Origin of the sequence: Cupriavidus sp. L7L, assembly GCF_004353535.1 — a bacterium.
GTDB classification, from domain to species: domain Bacteria; phylum Pseudomonadota; class Gammaproteobacteria; order Burkholderiales; family Burkholderiaceae; genus Cupriavidus; species Cupriavidus oxalaticus_A.
The window spans coordinates 55,529-75,377 of record NZ_SMNY01000015.1; the positions used below are offsets into that span (position 1 = coordinate 55,529).

The window sequence follows — 19,849 nt, forward strand, 5'->3', positions numbered from 1 at the left end:
CCCATGCCAATACATCTTGAATGCCTGTCGCACACACCGTTGCGCGGCTACTTCGACCCCGCGCCTGACGTTGTCGCCGAGATCGATCGCGTGCAGGCGGCGGCACGCCAGCGCGTACGCGCGTTCGACCCCGAACTCATCGTTGTCTTCGCGCCTGACCACTTCAACGGCTTTTTCTACGACGTGATGCCGCCGTTCTGCATCGGCGCCGCCGCGCGGGCGATCGGCGACTTCGACAGCCCTGCCGGCCCCTTGCCAGTGCCCGGAGAACTTGCCGAGGCACTGGCCGCAAGCGTGCTCGCTGCCGACATCGACGTTTCGCTGTCGTACAGGATGCAGGTCGACCATGGCTTCGCGGAAGCGCTGGATGTCCTCACCTGCGGACTGGACCGCTATCCGGTGGTCCCTGTCTTCATCAATTCGGTAGCGCCGCCGATGGCCAGCCTGCGGCGTGCGCGCCTGCTCGGCGACGCGACCGGACGCTTCCTGTCGCGCACCGGCAAGCGCGTGCTGGTGGTGGGTTCCGGCGGCATCTCGCACGAACCACCGGTACCGGAACTCGCCGGTGCCAGCGCAGAAGTTGCCGAGCGCCTGATCGCGGGCCGCAACCCGTCGGCTGAAGCGCGCACGACGCGCCAGGCGCGTACGGTTGCCGCGGCACGGTCGTTCACCGCCGGCGACAGCCCGTTGCGCCCGCTGAATCCGGAGTGGGACCGCGCCTTCCTGACGCAACTGGCCGCCGGAGATCTGACCGTATTCGACAGCATGAGCAACGACGCCATCACGCGCGACGGTGGCAAGTCCGCGCATGAGATCCGCACATGGGTGGCAGCGTTCGCGACGCTGGCCGCCTGTGGCCTCTACCGTGCGTCGCTCGACTACTACCGCGCGATCCCAGAGTGGATCGCAGGATTTGCCACCATGCACGCCACGCCGCTCTCGGCGGCAGCCACGGCAACCTGACCCGACCAAGGAGAATCCGATGCCCGATCCACAGATCGTGAACACGCTCGCCGCGCGACTGCGCGCGGCCGAAGCGTCGCGCCAGACCATCGCGCCGGTACGCGGCGAGATTGCGCTGGATGACATGGCCACCGCCTATGCCGTCCAGCAAGCCAACACCGACGCCCGCATGGCCGCCGGCGAGCGCATTGTCGGCCGCAAGATCGGCCTGACCTCCGTCGCCGTACAGAAGCAGCTCGGCGTTGATCAGCCGGATTTCGGCACGCTGTTCGCCGGCATGGCCGTTGGCGAGAACCAGCCGATCTCGCTGTCGCACCTGATCCAGCCGAAGGTGGAGGCCGAGATCGCGCTCGTACTTGAACACGACCTCACGCATGCGCAACACACGTTCGCCGACATCCTGCGCGCCACGGCGTATGCGCTGGCAGCCATCGAAGTGGTCGACAGCCGCGTCAATGCCTGGGATATCCGCTTCGTCGACACCGTTGCCGACAATGCGTCGAGCGCACGCTTCGTGCTCGGCAGCCGCCCCGTGGCGCTGGCCGACCTCGATCTCGGCGCGTGCACGATGACGCTGTCGCGCGACGGCGAGGTGCTATCGCGCGGCAGCGGCGCTGCCTGCCTCGGCAACCCGCTCAATGCCGCGGTCTGGCTCGCAGACCGCATGGTGCGGCTGGGCACGCCGCTGCGCGCAGGTGATGTCGTGCTGACCGGCGCGCTCGGACCCATGGTGGCCGTCACCGAACCCGGCACATTTACTACCGAGATTGAAGGCCTGGGAAGCGTCCACGCGACGTTTGCCGAATAAAGGAGAATCCATATGGCTTCCGAGAAACTCAAAGCCGCGATCATCGGCTCCGGCAATATCGGCACGGACCTGATGATCAAGATCCTGCGCAACAGCCAGCACCTGGAGATGGCGGCCATGGTCGGTATCGATCCGGCCTCCGACGGGCTGGCGCGCGCCGCGCGCCTGGGCGTCGCCACCACGCATGAAGGTGCCGAAGGGCTGATGCGGCTGCCCGGGTTCGATGACATCGATTTTGTCTTCGACGCCACCTCCGCCAACGCGCATGTGAGAAACGACGCGCAACTGCGCGCTCGCAAGCCTGGCTTGCGTGTCATCGACCTGACGCCGGCCGCAATCGGCCCGTATTGTGTGCCGGTGGTCAACCTCGACGCCCACCTCGACGCAGCCAATGTCAACATGGTGACCTGCGGCGGCCAGGCGACCATTCCCATGGTCGCTGCCGTGTCGCGCGTGGCAAAGGTCCACTATGCGGAGATCGTCGCCTCGATCAGCAGCAAGTCGGCCGGCCCGGGCACCCGTGCCAATATCGACGAGTTCACCGAGACCACCTCCAAGGCCATCGAGGCTGTCGGTGGCGCCGCCAGGGGCAAGGCCATCATCGTGCTCAACCCGGCCGAACCGCCGGTCATGATGCGCGATACCGTCTACACGCTGTCCGAGCTGGCTGACTGCGACAGGATCGCCGCCTCGATCGAGGAGATGGTCCAGGCCGTGCGCGGCTACGTCCCCGGCTACCGCCTCAAGCAGACCGTGCAGTTCGACGAGATTCCGCCCGGCGCGCCGCTTAACCTGCCAGGCCTTGGCTGCTTCAGTGGCCTGAAGACCTCGGTCTTCCTCGAAGTGGAAGGCGCCGCGCATTACCTGCCTGCCTATGCCGGCAATCTCGACATCATGACTTCAGCCGCCCTTGCGACCGCCGAACGGATGGCGCAAGCGATGCTGAGCGCCAAAGCGACGACCGAAGGAGCCTGCGCATGATCCCCGCCGACAAGAAACTCTATATCTCCGATGTCACGCTGCGCGACGGCAGCCATGCCGTCCGCCACCAGTACTCGATCCGGAACGTCAAGGACATCGCCCGCGCGCTGGACCGTGCCAAAGTCGACAGCATCGAAGTCGCGCATGGCGATGGCCTGCAGGGCTCCAGCTTCAACTACGGCTTCGGTGCGCACAGCGATCTCGAATGGATCGCCGCGGTCGCTGACGTGGTGGAGCACGCGAAAATCGCCACGCTGCTTCTGCCCGGCATCGGCACTACGCACGACCTGAAGGCCGCCTACGACGCCGGCGCGCGCGTGGTACGCGTGGCCACGCACTGCACCGAAGCCGACATCTCGAAGCAACACATCGCGTACGCGCGCCAGCTCGGCATGGACACGGTTGGCTTCCTGATGATGAGCCACATGACCACACCGCAGCACCTGGCTGCCGAGGCGAAGAAGATGGAAAGCTACGGCGCGACCTGCATCTATGTGGTCGACTCCGGCGGCGCGCTCACCATGAACGAGGTACGCACGCGCTTCCGTGCGCTCAAGGATGTGCTGGACCCGGACACGCAGACCGGCATGCACGCGCACCACAACCTTTCGCTCGGCGTCGCCAACTCAATCGTCGCCGTCGAGGAAGGCTGCGACCGCATCGACGCCTCGCTGGCCGGCATGGGCGCCGGCGCGGGCAATGCCCCGCTGGAGGTGTTTATCGCCGCCGCGGAGCGCATGGGCTGGAACCACGGCACCGACCTGTACACGCTGATGGACGCCGCCGACGACATCGTGCGCCCGCTGCAGGACCGTCCCGTGCGCGTCGACCGCGAGACGCTCGCGCTCGGCTATGCCGGGGTCTACTCCAGCTTCCTGCGCCATTCTGAAGTGGCGGCAAGGAAGTACGGCCTGAAGACCGTGGACATTCTCGTCGAGCTCGGCAAGCGCCGAATGGTTGGTGGTCAGGAAGACATGATCGTCGATGTCGCGCTCGACCTGCTCAAGCGCGCGCCCGCGGCGCAGTCGTGACCGCAAGGAAACTCATCATGAATACGACAACGCAAGCCATCACCGAGGCTTCGACCAGCCGCTATATCTCCGTGCAGGTCGGAGAATCCACCTTCCAGATTCACTACAACGATGCCGGCGCCGGCGCCGAGACCGTCGTCATGCTGCACGGCTCTGGGCCTGGCGCCAGCGGCTGGGCCAACTTCAACCGGAATATCGACCCTCTGGTGGGGGCAGGCTACCGCGTGCTGCTGGTGGACTGTCCCGGCTGGAGCAAGAGCGACACCGTGGTCAACACCGGTTCGCGTTCCGAGCTCAACGGCAACGTGCTCAAAGCCGTGCTGGATGCGCTGGAGATCGAGCGGGTGCATGTCATCGGCAACTCGATGGGCGGCCATAGCGCCGTGGCCTTTGCGCTGGCTAACCCGCAGCGCGTCGGCAAGCTCGTGCTGATGGGCGGCGGCACCGGCGGCCCGAGCCAGTTCGTGCCCATGCCGACCGAAGGCATCAAGCTGCTCAACGGACTCTACCGCGAGCCCACTATTGAGAACCTCAAGCGGATGATGAGCGTCTTCGTCTTTGACCCGAGCGCGCTCACCGATGCCCTGATGCAAGCCCGCCTCGACAATATGCTGGCGCGGCGCGACCACCTGGAGAACTTCGTCAAGAGCCTGGAAGCCAATCCCAGGCAGTTCACCGATTACGGCACTCGCCTGGGAGAGATCGCCGCGCCGACGCTGGTGGTCTGGGGCCGTGACGACCGCTTCGTGCCGATGGATGTCGGATTGCGATTGATGGCCGGCCTGCCCAACGCGCGGATGCATCTGTTCAGCCGGTGTGGCCACTGGGTGCAGTGGGAACATGCCGATGCATTCAACCGGTTGGTGCTGGACCACCTCGCGCACTGAGGCGCGACGCCATTCGGCGTGCTACGATTGCAGCGCAGGCCATGACGACGGACCAGACGACGTCGCACGGGCGGATTTCCTGCGCGCACCCCGGGCGCGGGGTCCGACGCCTTTGGATCCCTATCTTGACTATATCGAGGAACGAATCGTCCAGGGCTGTCGTTTTCTTGAACTGATCTGGGAAGAACTCAAGCAGCGAGGTTACTTGGGAAGTCGCGGCTCCGTTCAGGGACTCGCGGCTACCAAGCCTCAGTTTGAAGGCAGGGTAAGCCAGCAGTGCAGTCGAGTACCTGACCGGCCATGAAATACCCGCCGAACCCATTGGAGGCTGTGGATACGACGGGTTAATACCCTTTCCTGGCGACGCGCTGAATGCCGGCCTTGGTGTCGGGTGAGTCGCCGAATAGCATGAAGAAAGCTCTCAGCCTTCCAGCTCCCGTCGCACGCCCCTCACCCGATCGGCATATCGAAAACGCGGCCTCGATTCAGAATATTGTGAGGATCCAAAGCGGCCTTAATATTTTTCATTACCGTGATGTCCGCGGGTGAACGCGACATTGACAGGTACGGTTTCCGTTTCCGCCCAATGCCATGCTCAGCCGTGACGGAGGTCGTAAGCGGTGGCATCAGTTCAAAAAGAAGTCGCTCGGCCGTTGCTCGTTCTTCAGGGGTTAGGCATGGGCCAACTAGCGCGTGAAGGTTGTCGTCTCCGATATGACCGAAAAAGAAACTGCGGCATTGCGGCATCTCATGAAGGAGCAAGGCCTTAGCCTTCGCTGCAAATTCATCATGATCTTTTGCCGGCATTCCGAGGTCGAAGCCGGCATAGGGGCGAATCGTCGCCTGAATCTCCCCGACAGATTCTCGAATCGCCCACAAAGCAGCGGCGTCCTGGCTCGACATCGAGACAATGGCATCGACCACCGAGCCGTCCTCCATCTGCCTTGTCAGGAAAGATTCCAACAGCGCATCGATCGTTGCCTCGCCATCACCTTCGACTTCGATCAGTGCCGCGCGCAATCCCGTGAAGCTGGCCGGCAGAGGCCGCGCCCGCTGTTGAACCAGCATCGCCGCATCAACATAGTCTGGCCACATGATTTCGAACGCCGACAAGGCCTCTCGCAGTCCAGTCTTAGCTTCGCGCAGCAATACATTCACGTTGGCTTCGGGACTCAGCGCCATCAGCAGAGTTCGGCGTACCGGCACCAGCGGCACGAGACGTAGCGCCAATCGACTGATCACACCAAGCGTCCCTTCACTACCAATCAAGAGCGACGACAGCGAGTAACCCGCATTGTTCTTGACCAACCGGTTGGGCGGACCGATCAAGGCGCCATTCGCAAGCACGGCTTCCACGCCGAGCACCCATTCCCGCATATTCCCGTACTTGACAACACGGCTGCCTCCCGCATTGGTCGCAGCGTTCCCGCCGACCTGACAGCTTCCTCGCGAACCCAGATCCACAGGGAAAGACCAGCCGAGCCTCTCGACTTCGGTCTGCAGCGTCTCCAACACCACGCCGCCCTGCACAACGGCGATGCCGGAAACAGGGTCAACCTCCTCAATCTTGTTCAAGGACTCCAGCGCCACGACGAGTTCACCATCACCGGGAGCACATCCCCCGGAGACACCTGTTCGCCCTCCCTGAATGGCACATGACGTACGGGCGTTATTGGCCTCCGCAAGGATCGCGCGAAGATCCTCGACAGTCAGCGGGCGCACCACAGCACTCGGAACGCCATACCGCCTACCAGACCAGTCGTGAAGGTACTTCTCTTCGATAGGTGTAACATCGGAACGTGACATAAGCCACTACCTCCAACAAGAAGTTCTGTCAGCTAGACGCCGAAACTCGGCGGATCACGGAACCATCGATTTCGTCGACGCTCCGCAAGCCGAGCAGCGTCATCGTGCGTCGCATTTCGTCCTCGATCACGGAGAGAACATGATCGACTCCTGGTCGTCCGGAAACCGCGACGCCATACAAGGTCGCACGCCCGAGCCAAATGCATTTGGCTCCCAACGCCAGCGCCTTAACGACGTCGGCGCCCCGACGGAAGCCGCTGTCAGCCATCACCGCCAGATGGTTCCCCACGTCCTGGACGGCATGCTCAAGTACTTGAATGGGGCTTGGCGCACCGTCTAGCTGCCGCCCACCGTGATTCGAGACTACAATGCCGTCCATGCCCTGGTCAGCAGCAAGGCGTGCATCGTCGACACTCTGAATGCCTTTGAGAATGATCGGCTTCTTCCAGACACTTCGTAGCCAGCGCACATCGTCCCAGCCGATATCCCGCTTCAGGTGGGCCTCCATGACAAACGGAGCGCGCCGCGAATGCGGGAAGTTTGCCAAGCGCGGCTGTCCATACCGCAACATTTGAAGGGTCCAGGCCGGATGCTTCATGAAATCGATCACCTTTTCAGCGTCCAGACGCAACGGTAGTCGCGACCCATGACGCATACTGGCCTCACGTTTGCCAGCGCACGGCGTATCGACGGTCAGTACCAGCGCTTCGTATCCGGCCGCATCCGCTCGTGCAACCATATCTGCCGTCGCGTCACGATCCTTGAGCAGATAGAGCTGGAACCAACGAGTACCGCTGTGATTGCAGTCCGATGCAACGTCCTCGATGGAGCTTGTGGATGCCGTCGATAGCACGAACGGAATCGTGGCGTTGGCTGCGCTGGCGGCGAGGTGTTTATCCGCATCCGGCCAGAACAGACCCGCAAAGCCCGTAGGCCCCACAACCAGCGGCAGACCAAGACGCGCGCCAAGAACACCCGTCGACAGGTCCACCTGCGCAACATTCCTAAGCACCCGCGGCTGGAATTCGAATGATCGAAACACATCCCGGTTGCGTTGGCATGTCACTTGGTCCTCCGCTCCCGGCTCCAGATAGTCAAATGCAATGCGTGGCAGACGTTTTGATGCCGCGTACTGATAGTCGGCCACACTGACAAGCTTTTTGGAACTCACGACACCCCTTCCATCTGTCGGCGCAGGGCCGAACTTTCCAAATGTGTTGCGATCAATGCGCGCCCCTTAGTTTGGTGGCTGTTTCATGCTCGAAACGACCCTTGCCCATTTCCTCGATTCGGCGTCGATGTATCGCTTGAATTCAGCGGGCGGCAAGTACGCGGGCTCCGTTGCGAGCGTCGTCAGTTCCGCCTCAACCGCTGGATCTCTCAGCGCCGTTTGGATGGCATCGGAGACTTTCGTCACAATCGCTTCCGGTGTTCCCGCCGGAGCGAAGAGACCCAGCCACGCGTTGGCGTCAAAGCCCTGATAGCCCTTTTCAGCAACCGTCGGAATATTCGGGGCGGCCTTCGCCCGTGCAGCGCTCATAATGGCCAGTGGCGCCACCTTCCCTGCTTTGATTTGTGGCGCGGCGGACGTGAGGTCGACGATCGCCAATGGGATCTGACCAGCGATAACGTCAGTCAACGCGGGGGTACTGCCTCGATACGGCACTGCGATAAGCTTCGCCTTTGCCGCTGTGACGAGCATTTGCCCGGCCAGATGATGCATGGTGTATTGACCTGAGGTGCCGTAGCTGATCCCGCCGGCCTCCTTCTTGGATGCCATGGTGGCGTCATCGAGCGTATGAAAGCCTGATGCCTGGCTAGCAACCATGACCAGGGGAATGTTTACCACCTTTGCGATCGGCAGGAGCTTCGAAGTGTCTAGCGGTGCGGCATCCGGCAATAGCTTGTTGACTGCCAGCGCTCCGGTCGCACCGATTGCCAGCGTATAGCCGTCCGGCGCAGACTTCGACAGCGTGATCAAACCGGTGGTACCGCCGCCGCCTGGTCGATTCTCGACGACTACAGGCTTGCCGAGCGAGGTTGACAGCCGTCGCCCGAGCACGCGGGCTACCCCGTCTGCTGATGCGCCAGGGGCGAACGGCGCAATCAACGTAATGGGCTTGTCTGGATAGGTTTGGGCCATCGCCCAACCGGGAAGAGAAGAAATCGCAACAGCCGTGGCGATCGATTTGAATGCTACTTTCATGAATGTCTCCGAGCGTCTTGCGAGGTCAGCGCATTACCACCCTTGCTCTGTGCGCGTTTGCATCAAGTGACTGCGCGACAGTCACGTGGTACGCGCATCGTCTTGCTCCCATGTGGGAACTTTTTCCATCAAGGTTGCAATGCTGACGATGTCCGGAGCGTTGCTCCTCCGCGCCCTTCGGCATCATCAAATTGCTTTTCAGGATTTTCGCCGCGCGGCGCGAAATGGCTAGCGCCTATTCTGGAATCGCGATCTCTTTCTGGAATCTGATTGCTAGTCCCCGGTGCGCGGGATCAGTACCCTTCCCATCGAAGCGCCCGCGGCGTCATGCACAGCCGAGAAAGGGGATGCGCGGGCCTGACAGGAATTTTGTGTTTAGGACATAACATGTCGCCAAGGGAGTATGTGCGCGTGCACCAACTGAGGGACAGTCTGATCCGGCGTATTCCCCACAGAGGCGAATCCAATACCTACAGATCCGTCCTAAGAGCGAAATCGAGAGCGTAACGACGAACCACTTGGCACGACGCGACTTCCGTGAGGCAACGACCACCGTGACTGGACCGAAGGTGAGATAGTCTTGCTCAACTACCATGGCGAAGCGCTCTTCGATCAGCTTTCTGTTATGGAGCCTCTCCGTCACGATCCTAGGCACGGCTTGTCGTTGAAGGCCCGGAGGAATACAGTCCGTCCATCATATTAGCCCGGTGTGCCTAGATCGAGGACTGACGCTGTTCCTATTACTCCCGGAAAAGACTGCAAAGCCGATCATGAGAGGCCAAGCCGAACACGCCACTACAGCGAAGTCAAGCGCCTTCATTGACATCAAGGGTACTGAGCAACAGATCAGCATTACGCGTTTCCCGGCGTGCCTGCCGTCGGGCATACTGGCCAAAAACACTGACCATCTATGCCAGAGCCGACCATGGACCACCCCTTGCGCGAGACTCTTGCGCGCGAACTGCATGCCCGCCCCTTCCTGCGTATTGGCGGCTCTGCCTCGCTCACGCACTTCGCCATCTATGCCGACGGCGACACTACTGTCCACCATACGTTGCTGGTCGACCTGTGCCGGCTGACCGGCCTGGAAGTGCCGGCCGACGGCGTGACGCACTATTCAGGGCGATGGAGCGATGACAAGCAGCTAAAGTGGGAGCGGCACACCGAGTTTTCCACCTTCACATTTGTGTCGCGGAGGGATGACGCAGACTATTTCTCCGACCTCGCCATCTCTCATGTACCGACGGGGTGGTTTGATAGCTTCGCCGGCAAGCGTCTTGTGGCGCTGCGCATGGAGCTGGTCTCCGGCGCGGCCGGGGCCGCTGCACGCGACAACGTACGGGACTGGATCGACGGCCCCATTCTGGCCGGCAGCCACGTGTCGGGCGGGGGCGAGGTGTTCTGCGACTGGACCATTCCGCCAGATGGTTTTACGCGCTTCCTGGTGATCGACAACGGCTTTCGCGAAGTGCAAGGCGGACGACTACTGCAGCGGCTGTATGAAATCGAGACCTATCGGATGATGGCGCTGCTGGCCCTGCCTGTTGCGCGCGAACTCGGCCGCAGCGTGGATAACCTGCAGGGCGCGCTCGCGCCACTTATGCGCAGCATGGACACCAGCCATGGCGGGCGCCAGGACGCTGAGCTGCTCGAGCGGCTGACGCACCTCGCGGTCCGCATCGAGGCGCTCGCGGAATCCGGCAACCGCTTCAGCGCGTCGCGCGCCTACGAGAAGCTGGTGCTGGCGCGTATCCAGGAATTGCGTGAAGAACGGATCGAAGGCATACCGACTATCGCCGAATTCATGGAGCGCCGCTTCGCCCCTGCTATGGACACGTGCAGATCGGTCTGGACGCGACACGAGCAGTTTGGTGACCGCGTGGCGCGCGCGCTCGACCTGCTTCGCACCCGGGTCAACCTGGCGCAAGAGCAGGACACCACGCGCCTGCTCGAGGGCATGGACCAGACTGCGCGCAACCAGCTGCGGCTACAGCATGCAGTCGAGGGCCTGTCGGTTGCGGCGATTTCCTACTATGTGCTGTCGCTTGCGGGCACCGGACTCAAGGCTCTGCATGTGGTGCATTTCCCGCTGGACCCGGATCTTATCAAGGGCGTGTTGATCCTGCCGGTGGTGCTGCTGGTGATGCGTGCAACCCGGCGCAGCAAGCATGGCGGGCAAAAGAGGGCAGCGCGGCAGCAGGCAGTCAAGCAGGCAGCCTAGCAGTTAGGCGCTGGAACCAGAACGATCGCCGTGGCCTATTGCGCGATCGCAATGCCTCAATCACGCCAGCGTCGGTATCGGTCGCGCAACATCCTCCGAGAGATTGCACTCCGCTGCCCTCCTGCGATGGTGCACGGATGGTTCACACGAGGTTTGTCCCCGTCCGGCATGTCAAAATGTCGATTGTTAATAGCGGCTGACGCATGATACGGCGTCCGGATTCGTCTCGCCCATTTGTAGAGACGCAGGCGCCCAGACGCACGTACCACTAAAGCCAGGTCCTTCTGCCCAGAGCAGACAGGGGCCATTCCGCGGGCGAGTTATGGCAGAGCCCTCGGCCCCGTCGGCAAAATCGTACACCGACTTACTCTCGAAATACTCCTCTAGCCCGCGCGGCTCGGGGAGCTCTCGGCGCGAACCCAATGTCTTGCTCTGAGGGCACCTAGCCGTGGCTAATTATTTGTGCACCGCTCAGCACGCAGCACATTGCCAAAATTAGAGCTGACCCTTAGTTGGCATCCAGCCACACACCTCTCCAATCGCATGTGCGGATATTTTCTAGCTGCTGTCACCGGAGCCGCGTGATACGTCGAAACGGTGCAATGATGCCTCGCGGCACCGCAACGAAGCCAGGAACCTTCGTGACGCAAACAATGGAGAATCGTCGCCATTACGGTCGGAAGAAGCTGCGGACGCCTGTATTTGAGCAAGGTATTTCACTCCGTTGCAGTCAACCGCAACAACTCTATCGAATCACTAAAACGGTGCGGTGCGACACATCGGAACGTAAAAGCGCCAATAGTAAGTGCATAGGGGAATGAGTTTATGTTCTGCAAAGCGCGCGCCGATCGGCATTTGATTGAGTAACGCAATCACGATTACCGCGTTGCACTGGTGGCGGGACGGGACAGCACACACACTGACGTCGCAGTCTGATTTTTAACTTGACTACGGAGTCACCGTGTATGGATGTCAAACGCCTCTCCGCTATTTCGTTAGCCTCGGCCCTTTGTCTGTTGAGCATGTCGGTACCGGCTGAAGACAAGCTTCCCCCGGTCATTCGCCTTGTCGTGGGCTATCCGCCGGGAGGAAGTGTCGACTATCTCGCGCGTTCACTCGCCGAGCCAATGCAGAAGCTTCTTCAAACGACTGTCATCGTCGAAAACCGTCCAGGCGCCGGCGGCCGCGTTGCGGCCGCGTACATCAAGACCGCACCGACTGACGGCAGCGTAGTTCTGGTCGCCCCGAATGCTCTCACGACGCTCCAATCGCTTATCTATGCGGACACACTGCCGTACAAGCTGAGCGACGACTTTACGCCGGTGTCTCGACTGATTTCCTATCCACTCACCATCGCCGTGCCGGCAAGCTCACCGGTCAAGGACATGGCCGACCTGAGAGCATGGATGAAGGGCCATTCAGCCGAGGCAAGCTACGGCAGCTCGGGGGCTGGAGGCTTCGGTCACTTCTCCGGTCTGGTTCTCGGGAAGGCCTTGGGCATCAGTTGGGTTCATGCCCCCTACAAAGGAGGTGCCCCCTTAGTAAACGACTTGGCTGGCGGTCACCTGCCAGCAGGCATCGACACCATCGTCGACCAGATCCCACACCACCGAGGCGGGAAGATTCGAATCCTCGCCACGTTGACCAGCGCACGTTATGCGCTTGCACCCGATATCCCGTCGGTAGGCGAGCAAGGCATCAAGGGTGTCAACCTTGGGGGGTGGACGGGACTGTTCGTCTCCTCGAAGGTACCCGCCAAACTTGTCGAGCAGATCGATCGCGCCGTAGGAAAAGCCATGACTGATCCGACACTAGTCCAGCGCCTTAACGCCCAAATGATCCAAACGGCATACCAGCCGACCTCGGAATTCCGCAAGACTCAGGCGGTCGACTTGGCGCAATGGGCGCCCGTGCTCAAAGCCTCCGGATTCAAGCCGGAATAGCGGCCAATTGATTCTTACTTCTCTTTCCACCCAAAACCCAGAACAACGATCCACCATGAAGCAGAATACCAAGAGCGCCGCTGCATTCCTCGCCTCGCAGCTCGCCCTGATTCCCCCCGCCGCCATGGCGCAGTCAAACGTGACCCTGTACGGCATTGTGGATCAGAGCATTCGATACACCACCAATGCCAACGCCGCAAACGATGGCAAGCTCGAGCTGACAAACGGCGCCATTACGAACAGCCGTTGGGGCCTGCGCGGCACGGAAGATCTTGGTAGCGGCATGAAAGCACTCTTCCAACTGGAGAATGGCTTCGATCCCGACACCGCCAACCAGAACGGCAGCCTGTTTGGCCGAAAGGCGTTTGTGGGACTCGCGACCTCCATCGGCACGGTCCGATTCGGCCGACAGAACACCGAGGGCTTCAACTTCTTCCAGGAGTACGACCCGCTGACGATCGGCAATTACAACTTGAACTCCTGGCCATTCTTCCTCACACGCATTCGCAGCAACAATGTTGCAAGCTACGACGCAAAGTTCGGCGCCCTGGGCATGGGCGCGAGCTATGGATTTGGGGAGACACCCGGCAGCCTGACTGCGAATCAGTACTGGGGTGGCCGGGCGACGTATGCCTTTGGGCCCGCCGGGATCGGTCTGCTGTATCAGCAATTCCGCGACGCAAGTGGCAATCGTCAACAGATGTGGGGCCTTGGAACCAAGTACACCATTGGCAGCGCAAAGGTCTTCGCCGGCTACATCGGTGGAAAGGATCGCACGGGTGTCATCGACAACAACTTCATGAATGCATCGTCGCGCGGCATCACGGTTTCGACCGCCGCCGCAGTTGCAAATCCTCGCGAAGACCGAATCGGCTACGCTGGCATCACCTACAGCGCCACGCCGGCCCTAGCCCTGACCGGTGCGTTCTACTTCGATAGCATCGGGAACAAGAACGGCGTCGCTGATAACAGCGGGAAGCGTTACACCGCAGTGGCAGTGGCGGAATACTCGCTGTCAAAGCGAACCCAAATCTACGGTACGGTCGACTTCAACAAAGTTTCCGGTGGCGCAACGACCGAGTTGCCTGGCAAGAGCAACCAGCTCGGTATCGCCGCCGGCATACGTCACATCTTCTGATCAAGCGTTTCGACTCTGGTCCCGAAACTTCATCGAAACGAAAGTGTTCGATTCACTGTAATCATCCTTGCTGTGGTTGGTGCTTTTGACCGCATACTCCAAATTAGGGAGTGCGGGTCCTAACCACGGCCTCTATCCCTTCGGTAGCCGGACTGCGGATCGGCGCCAGGGAAGTCCCGGTGCAATCAATAGTTCTCCCTTGGCATAGTAGCTTCCGTAGACCATCAAAATGCTCCGTCAACGGATCTGCCAGCGCTGACTCATACCTGCCATTCGCGCGATGCAGAGCCGGCGGCATCAATGTTCTCCATGTCATTCATCCGTGCCACCGCGATCACAGCACCGTCAGCTGGCGCTGCCCCGCCAAATACGCCAGTCCGTCCACCTGAAGCGACGCATTTCCGAGACGGCGCTTGGCTGCGGGCGGCAGCACCGCCTAATGGCGACCGGATAGGCCGCCATGTCCTGCCAATGGCGCTTACTCTACTTTGACATTTTCGTCGCGGATCACCTTCTGCCAGCGGGCAGCATCGGCCTTGATCCAGTCGCGGAACTGCTCCGGAGAACTGCCCACCACGTCGAACTCCATCGCCCGCAGCTTTTCCTGGACGTCCGGCAAACTCAATGCTTGCTTGATCTCGGCGTTGTAGCGCGCGATGACATTCTGTGGAGTCCGTGCCGGCGCGAGGAATCCGATCCAGGAAGTCGCGACAAAATTGGGATAGCCCGATTCGATTAACGTCGGCACCGCCGGCGCGCTGACAAAGCGTCGGGTGCCAGTCGTGGCAATCACCTTCAGACGCCCCTCCTTCACGAATTGCTGGACGTTGCCAGGCACGAGGAACGCGGCCTTGACGTTGCCAGCGATCAGGTCGGTAATGACCGCACCGGACCCGCGATAAGGGACATGCACCATATCGACATGCGCCGCCGATTTGAACATCTCCATGGTGAGATGCGACGCACTGCCGGGCCCGATAGACCCGTACGAGATGGCTCCCGGAGACTTCTTCGCCAGCGCGACCAGGTCCGCCACTGTGGCGACGGGCAACGACGCATTGACCACGAGGTACTGCGGTGTTGTCACAGCCAGTGTGATGGGTGCGAGATCCTTTTCCGGATCGAAAGGCATGTTCTTGAACAGGGACCGGTTGATTGCGATCGGGCCGTTATAGCCGACCAGCAAGGTGTAGCCATCCGCCGGGGCCTTGGCCACGGCATCGGCGCCGATGTTGCCCCCCGCTCCCGGCTTGTTCTCTACGACGACCGGCTGTCCCAGCGCCGGTGAAATCTTTGCCGCGACCTCACGCGCGATCACGTCGTTGGTGGTTCCAGCCACCGGTACGACGACACGAATGGGCTTGGTAGGAATCCACCGTCCGCCGTCCGACGTATGACCGGAAATCGGAATGCCCAGGACCATCACCAGCAGGGCAATGCAACGCTTGTTCATCGATGTCTCCTCGTTGAATGCCATGGACTCGTTGAAGTCCTGGCGGGTTGTGATGAAACGGTTGCTGCGCTTAGCGGCACTCGGGCCGCTAGGACGCCTTGCGCCTGACTGCGCGGCTTCGCTGAGGCAGGCCAATAGTCCTTCCACGGTTGCAGGCCGCGCGTAATCGATTAACTTTGGCCGGGGCGCTGATTCCGGGCCGGCTCAGGTCGAGCGGCGTGACGCGATGACAAGAATGGTCACCGCGGCAATCAGGGGGTCGACGGCAAGCGCCGACAGTTCCTGTCGTGCCGCTCGGAGCGGTCATCTCGTTATGGTCACAGCTAGCCCCCGGGTGACCGCGAGAGTGTGTGTGATGCCTGGGGCAAAGCAGCTAATCGCGGCAGCCCCCGGGAAAGGGCGCGCCGCGTACCGTGCAGCTCAGGTTGCCATGCACAGGTATTTGGTATCGACGTACTCCTCGATGCCAAGATACGAACCCTCTCGCCCCATGCCCGACTGCTTGACGCCACCAAAGGGGGCAGCCGCCGTGCTGATCAGGCCGCTGTTGATGCCGACCATGCCATACTCGAGTGCCGCCGAGACCCGCCAGGTTCGCCTGGCGCTTTCAGTGTAGAAGTACGCGGCCAGGCCGAATTCGGTGTCATTCGCCATCCGGATGGCCTCGTCTTCTGTATGGAAGCGGAATACCGGCGCCACCGGACCGAAAACTTCTTCCCGGGCAATGCGCATATCCGGCAGCACATCCGTAAGGATGGTCGGTTCATAGAACGTGCCACCACGGGCATGCACGCGGCCGCCTGTCGCCACCTTCGCTCCACGGCTGGTCGCCTCTTCGACCAAGGACTGCACCTTTCCGAGTGCCCCCTCATCGATCAGCGGGCCTTGTGTCGTGCCGGGTTCCAAGCCATCGCCAACGCGCAGTGCCTCGACCGCGGCTTTGAGCTTCTCCACGAAGGCGTCATGAACACTGGCATGCACCAGAATACGGTTGGCACAGACACAGGTCTGGCCAGTGTTTCGATACTTCGAGACCATCGCGCCTTCGACGGCGGCATCCAGGTCCGCATCCTCGAATACGATAAAGGGAGCGTTGCCACCGAGCTCCAACGACATCTTCTTCAGCGTGGGCGCACACTGTGCAGCAAGGATCCGGCCGACTTCCGTAGACCCGGTGAATGTCAACTTGCGCACGACCGGACTCGCGGTCAACACACCGCCGATCGCCCGGGCGTCGCCAGTCAGGACGTTGAACACCCCTGCAGGCACACCGGCGCGCAAGGCAAGCTCTGCCATCGCGAAAGCTGTCAGCGGGGTCTCAAGGGCGGGCTTGACGATGATGGTGCAGCCCGCTGCCAGCGCCGGCGCAACCTTGCGCGTAATCATCGCCGCGGGAAAGTTCCACGGGGTGATAGCGGCGCACACGCCAACCGGCTCCTTGGTGACCACGATACGCTTGTCCGGCCAAGGCGAAGGCACTGTGGCACCATAGACCCGCCGGCCCTCTTCGGCAAACCACTGGATATACGATGCCGCATAAGTGATCTCGCCGCGCGCTTCGGCCAGGGGCTTGCCCTGTTCGCTGGTCATCAGCAACGCCAGGTCTTCCTGGTGCTGCATCATCAGACTGAACCAGTTGCGCAGGATATCGGCGCGGGCATCGGCGCTCATGGCGCGCCAGCTAGTCAGCGCGCGCGCCGCCGAGTCGATCGCCTGATTTGTCTCCGGCGCGCCCATCATCGGCACGCTTGCGATCAGCGCGCCCGTGGCGGGATTGCGGACCTCGGCACAGTCGGAATTTCCGGCGTGCAGCCAAGCTCCGTCGATCAGGCATGCCGACTTCAACAGGCCGGCGTCTTTCAATCCATTCATCTGCAGCTCACTCAAATAGTCGCCATCAATACACAGCACCACCCGACGGCTCGCTCGCGCGCTGGGCTCCATTGAATTGCGCCGCCAGGTTACTGGCCGCACGCACCAGCAGCGTCGTGTCAACGCCGACGGCCACGAATAGCGCACCGGCTTCGATATAGCGTCTGGCAAGCGCCTGATCTGCAGTCAGAACGCCGGGGGCCTTGCCGGCGCGGCGCACTGCTGCAATCCCTTCCAGGATGCTGCGCTGGACGTCGGGGTGGCCGGGCTTCCCGAGATAGCCCATCGACGCCGACAGATCGGCCGGACCGAAGAAGACGCCATCGACGCCGTCCACTGCGGCAATGGCCTCCAGATTCTCCAAGCCCCGGCGGGTCTCCACCTGGACCAGCACGCACATCTCGGCGTCGGCCTTGTGCAGATAGCCGTCAATCTGGTTCCAGCGCGACGAACGGGCCAGCGCGCTGCCGACACCGCGGATGCCGTGCGGCGGATAGCGCGTGGCAGCTACCATCTGCGCGGCCTGTTCAGCCGTTTCCACCACCGGCACGAGTAGCGTCTGCGCCCCCACGTCAAGAATCTGTTTGATCAGCGGCACGTCACCGATGACCGGGCGCACCACCGGATGCACTGGATATGGTGCGACAGCCTGCAACTGCGACAGGACCTGACGTACGTCGTTAGGTGCGTGCTCGCCATCGATCAGCAGCCAGTCGAAGCCCGTGCCGGCCACCGCCTCTGCCGCATACGGATCCGCCAGTCCAACCCACAGACCGATTTGCACACGCCTTTCCTTCAGGGCCGCCTTGAATGCGTTACGTGGCATTTCCATGGGCATCTCCTTAGACGAAGCGGAACTTCAGCACGCCAAGCGGGCCGTAGTCGGCCTCGAAGGCATCCCCCGCCTTGGCAGCCACCGGTCGCGTGAACGATCCTGCCAGCACGATCTGACCGGCCTGCAGCGTCTCGTCCCAAGGCGCCAGCTTGTTCGCCAGCCATGCCACCCCGATCGCCGGATGCCCCTGTACACCTGCCGCGAGGCCGGTTTCTTCCACCACGCCGTTCTGGCGCAGAATGGCACCGCACCACGGCAGGTCGACTTCGGCCGACGCCACCCGCTTGCCCCCCACCACGATGCCCGCATTGGCCGCGTTGTCGCTGATTGTGTCGAACACCTTGCGCATGGCCTTCGTGTGTCGGTCAAACTGTTCGATACGTGAGTCGATGATTTCGATCGCCGGCGTCACGTAGTCGGTCGCTTCCAGCACCTGCTCCAGAGTCACCTGTGGCCCGCGCAGCGGCGCCTTTAGCACGAATGCCAGCTCCACCTCGACCCGCGGGGCGATGAAGCGCGAGGTCGGGATCTGCAGTTCCTCGCCTTCTGTGCAGGTAAAGAGCATGCTGTCCAGCAGCGTGCCGTAGTCGGGCTCGGTGATCTGGCTGGCCTGCTGCATTGCGCGCGAAGTCAGGCCGATCTTGTGGCCGATGACCGCCCGGCCTTCTGCCTTCTGCAACGCCACCCACGCGCGGCTGATGCGGTAGCCGTCCTCGATAGTCATATCCGGGAACCGTTTGGAGAAGTGCTCCACCTGGACGCGCGATTTCTCCGATTCCTGCAACTCAGCAGCCAGTTGCTGAATGAGCGAATCGCTAAGCATCAGTTCTTCCTTTCTGAAACAGAGGATGCAGGTTGCCGAACTTGGCGTCGTAAACTTCGGGGCCCACGTCGATCTGGAACGTAAGCCCAACCCGGCGCTGCTCGAGCAACGGGCCGAGCAGCGCTTTGGCCGCCGCCGCGACGGTCTCGCCGGCGCGCTGCTGCACAGCCTCGCTACGACCGCGCCCCATGCGCAGGTTCAGGTAGGCAAAACCGTAGTCACCGGATTCGCCTGCGACCGTCGCCGCGGCACCGCCATCGGCAATTGCAAAATGCGGCGCCGGATAGGCCAGCACGCGCGTGCCGCCGGTCGGGAAGACCGGCTTGCCTTCCTCGTCCTTGACCGTCAGCATGGCGTCGGCCAGACCGCGGCAGACCGCGGTCATGTCGACATCCCGATCCAGGTTGCCCGAGTAGAGAATGACCAGGTGTGGCATGTCAGCCCTTCAGCGGTGCCACAGGGAAGATGGCGTTGATCTGTCCGGTGCCTGAGCTGCCGAAGTACGGCGTCACGACCTCTACCGGCTGGTCGTAGTCGGTCCAGCCCAGCGCACCGAGCAGCATGGCGGTGTCATGCATGCCACCCTCGCCCCAGCACTTTTCGTTGTACATCGCCAGCATCGGGCAGAACGTCTGCCAGTCGCCACGCTCCCATAGCTCCACCACGCGACGGTCCACCTGCTCCAGGAACGGATCCCAGACCTTGTGCATGAACTGCGGTGCCGTACCGTTCTCGGCAAAGTGATGGCTCAGCGAGCCGCTCGCCAGGATCGCCACCGTGCCGTCGTAGTGCTCCTCGATCGCCTTGCGTACCGCCTGCCCGAACTTGACGCTGGTGGGCAGGTCGTGCCACACGCACCACCCCGATACACTCACCACCTTG

Annotated in this window: 16 protein-coding genes and 1 pseudogene; 8 read left to right on the forward strand and 9 right to left on the reverse strand. The window is 61.8% G+C overall.

All coding sequences use genetic code 11. The annotated features are described in order from the left end of the window. Positions 1–3 precede the first annotated feature (3 nt). From E1J61_RS16160 to E1J61_RS16180, 5 genes are read left to right on the forward strand one after another with little or no spacing between them, the layout of a single operon-like run. Positions 4–963, forward strand: a complete 960-nt coding sequence (locus E1J61_RS16160) for a 3-carboxyethylcatechol 2,3-dioxygenase (RefSeq protein WP_133095061.1) — start codon at positions 4–6, stop codon at positions 961–963. A gap of 19 nt (positions 964–982) precedes the next feature. Continuing rightward, a complete protein-coding gene (mhpD, locus tag E1J61_RS16165; protein WP_133095062.1) occupies positions 983–1,771 on the forward strand; it encodes a 2-keto-4-pentenoate hydratase in 789 nt (262 codons plus the stop codon). A 12-nt stretch (positions 1,772–1,783) separates the two neighbouring features. Then, positions 1,784–2,752 carry an acetaldehyde dehydrogenase (acetylating) gene (locus E1J61_RS16170; RefSeq protein WP_133095063.1) on the forward strand — a complete coding sequence of 323 codons (969 nt, stop codon included), beginning with the start codon at positions 1,784–1,786 and terminating at the stop codon, positions 2,750–2,752. Beyond that, entirely contained in the window at positions 2,749–3,783 is a 1,035-nt protein-coding gene (gene dmpG, locus E1J61_RS16175) for a 4-hydroxy-2-oxovalerate aldolase (protein ID WP_133095064.1), read from the forward strand. The genes E1J61_RS16170 and dmpG overlap by 4 nt, the downstream gene beginning before the upstream one ends. Positions 3,784–3,800: 17 nt before the next feature. Further along, positions 3,801–4,670, forward strand: coding sequence for an alpha/beta fold hydrolase (locus tag E1J61_RS16180; protein ID WP_133095065.1), 870 nt, complete (start codon positions 3,801–3,803; stop codon positions 4,668–4,670). A 450-nt stretch (positions 4,671–5,120) separates the two neighbouring features. Here the strand turns inward: E1J61_RS16180 and E1J61_RS16190 are convergent, their stop codons facing one another. The 3 genes from E1J61_RS16190 to E1J61_RS16200 form a co-directional block, all read right to left on the reverse strand. After that, positions 5,121–6,476, reverse strand: coding sequence for an FAD-binding oxidoreductase (locus E1J61_RS16190; protein WP_133095066.1), 1,356 nt, complete (start codon positions 6,474–6,476; stop codon positions 5,121–5,123). A 28-nt stretch (positions 6,477–6,504) separates the two neighbouring features. Next, positions 6,505–7,647 carry an alpha-hydroxy acid oxidase gene (locus E1J61_RS16195; RefSeq protein ID WP_165971488.1) on the reverse strand — a complete coding sequence of 381 codons (1,143 nt, stop codon included), beginning with the start codon at positions 7,645–7,647 and terminating at the stop codon, positions 6,505–6,507. 66 nt (positions 7,648–7,713) lie between these two features. After that, positions 7,714–8,682, reverse strand: a complete 969-nt coding sequence (locus E1J61_RS16200) for a tripartite tricarboxylate transporter substrate binding protein (RefSeq protein ID WP_133095068.1) — start codon at positions 8,680–8,682, stop codon at positions 7,714–7,716. A gap of 910 nt (positions 8,683–9,592) precedes the next feature. On the opposite strand from E1J61_RS16200, the gene E1J61_RS16205 reads away from it, so the two are divergent. From E1J61_RS16205 to E1J61_RS16215, 3 genes are all read left to right on the forward strand, one after another. Beyond that, entirely contained in the window at positions 9,593–10,903 is a 1,311-nt protein-coding gene (locus E1J61_RS16205) for a DUF3422 family protein (RefSeq protein WP_133095069.1), read from the forward strand. A gap of 965 nt (positions 10,904–11,868) precedes the next feature. Further along, entirely contained in the window at positions 11,869–12,846 is a 978-nt protein-coding gene (locus E1J61_RS16210; protein WP_133095070.1) for a tripartite tricarboxylate transporter substrate-binding protein, read from the forward strand. Between the two features lie 55 nt (positions 12,847–12,901). Further along, a complete protein-coding gene (locus E1J61_RS16215; protein ID WP_133095071.1) occupies positions 12,902–13,984 on the forward strand; it encodes a porin in 1,083 nt (360 codons plus the stop codon). A 478-nt stretch (positions 13,985–14,462) separates the two neighbouring features. On the opposite strand, the gene E1J61_RS16220 is transcribed toward E1J61_RS16215, so the two are convergent. From E1J61_RS16220 to E1J61_RS16245, 6 genes and pseudogenes are all read right to left on the reverse strand, one after another. After that, positions 14,463–15,461 (reverse strand): tripartite tricarboxylate transporter substrate binding protein, encoded by a 999-nt coding sequence (locus E1J61_RS16220; RefSeq protein WP_243736890.1) that lies wholly within the window; start codon positions 15,459–15,461, stop codon positions 14,463–14,465. 396 nt (positions 15,462–15,857) lie between these two features. Further along, positions 15,858–17,309 carry an NAD-dependent succinate-semialdehyde dehydrogenase gene (locus E1J61_RS16225; RefSeq protein WP_133095079.1) on the reverse strand — a complete coding sequence of 484 codons (1,452 nt, stop codon included), beginning with the start codon at positions 17,307–17,309 and terminating at the stop codon, positions 15,858–15,860. 25 nt (positions 17,310–17,334) lie between these two features. Continuing rightward, on the reverse strand, positions 17,335–18,147 hold the full coding sequence (hpaI, locus tag E1J61_RS16230; RefSeq protein ID WP_133095072.1) for a 4-hydroxy-2-oxoheptanedioate aldolase: 813 nt from the start codon (positions 18,145–18,147) through the stop codon (positions 17,335–17,337). Between the two features lie 4 nt (positions 18,148–18,151). Then, positions 18,152–18,967 carry a 2-oxo-hept-4-ene-1,7-dioate hydratase gene (gene hpaH, locus E1J61_RS16235; RefSeq protein ID WP_133095073.1) on the reverse strand — a complete coding sequence of 272 codons (816 nt, stop codon included), beginning with the start codon at positions 18,965–18,967 and terminating at the stop codon, positions 18,152–18,154. Next, positions 18,960–19,403: a 5-carboxymethyl-2-hydroxymuconate Delta-isomerase gene (locus E1J61_RS16240; RefSeq protein ID WP_133095074.1), complete on the reverse strand. Its 444-nt coding sequence runs from the start codon at positions 19,401–19,403 to the stop codon at positions 18,960–18,962. Before E1J61_RS16240 ends, hpaH begins: the two co-directional genes overlap by 8 nt. A 1-nt stretch (position 19,404) precedes the next feature. Next, a pseudogene (locus tag E1J61_RS16245) lies at positions 19,405–19,849 on the reverse strand (3,4-dihydroxyphenylacetate 2,3-dioxygenase); the annotation flags it as partial.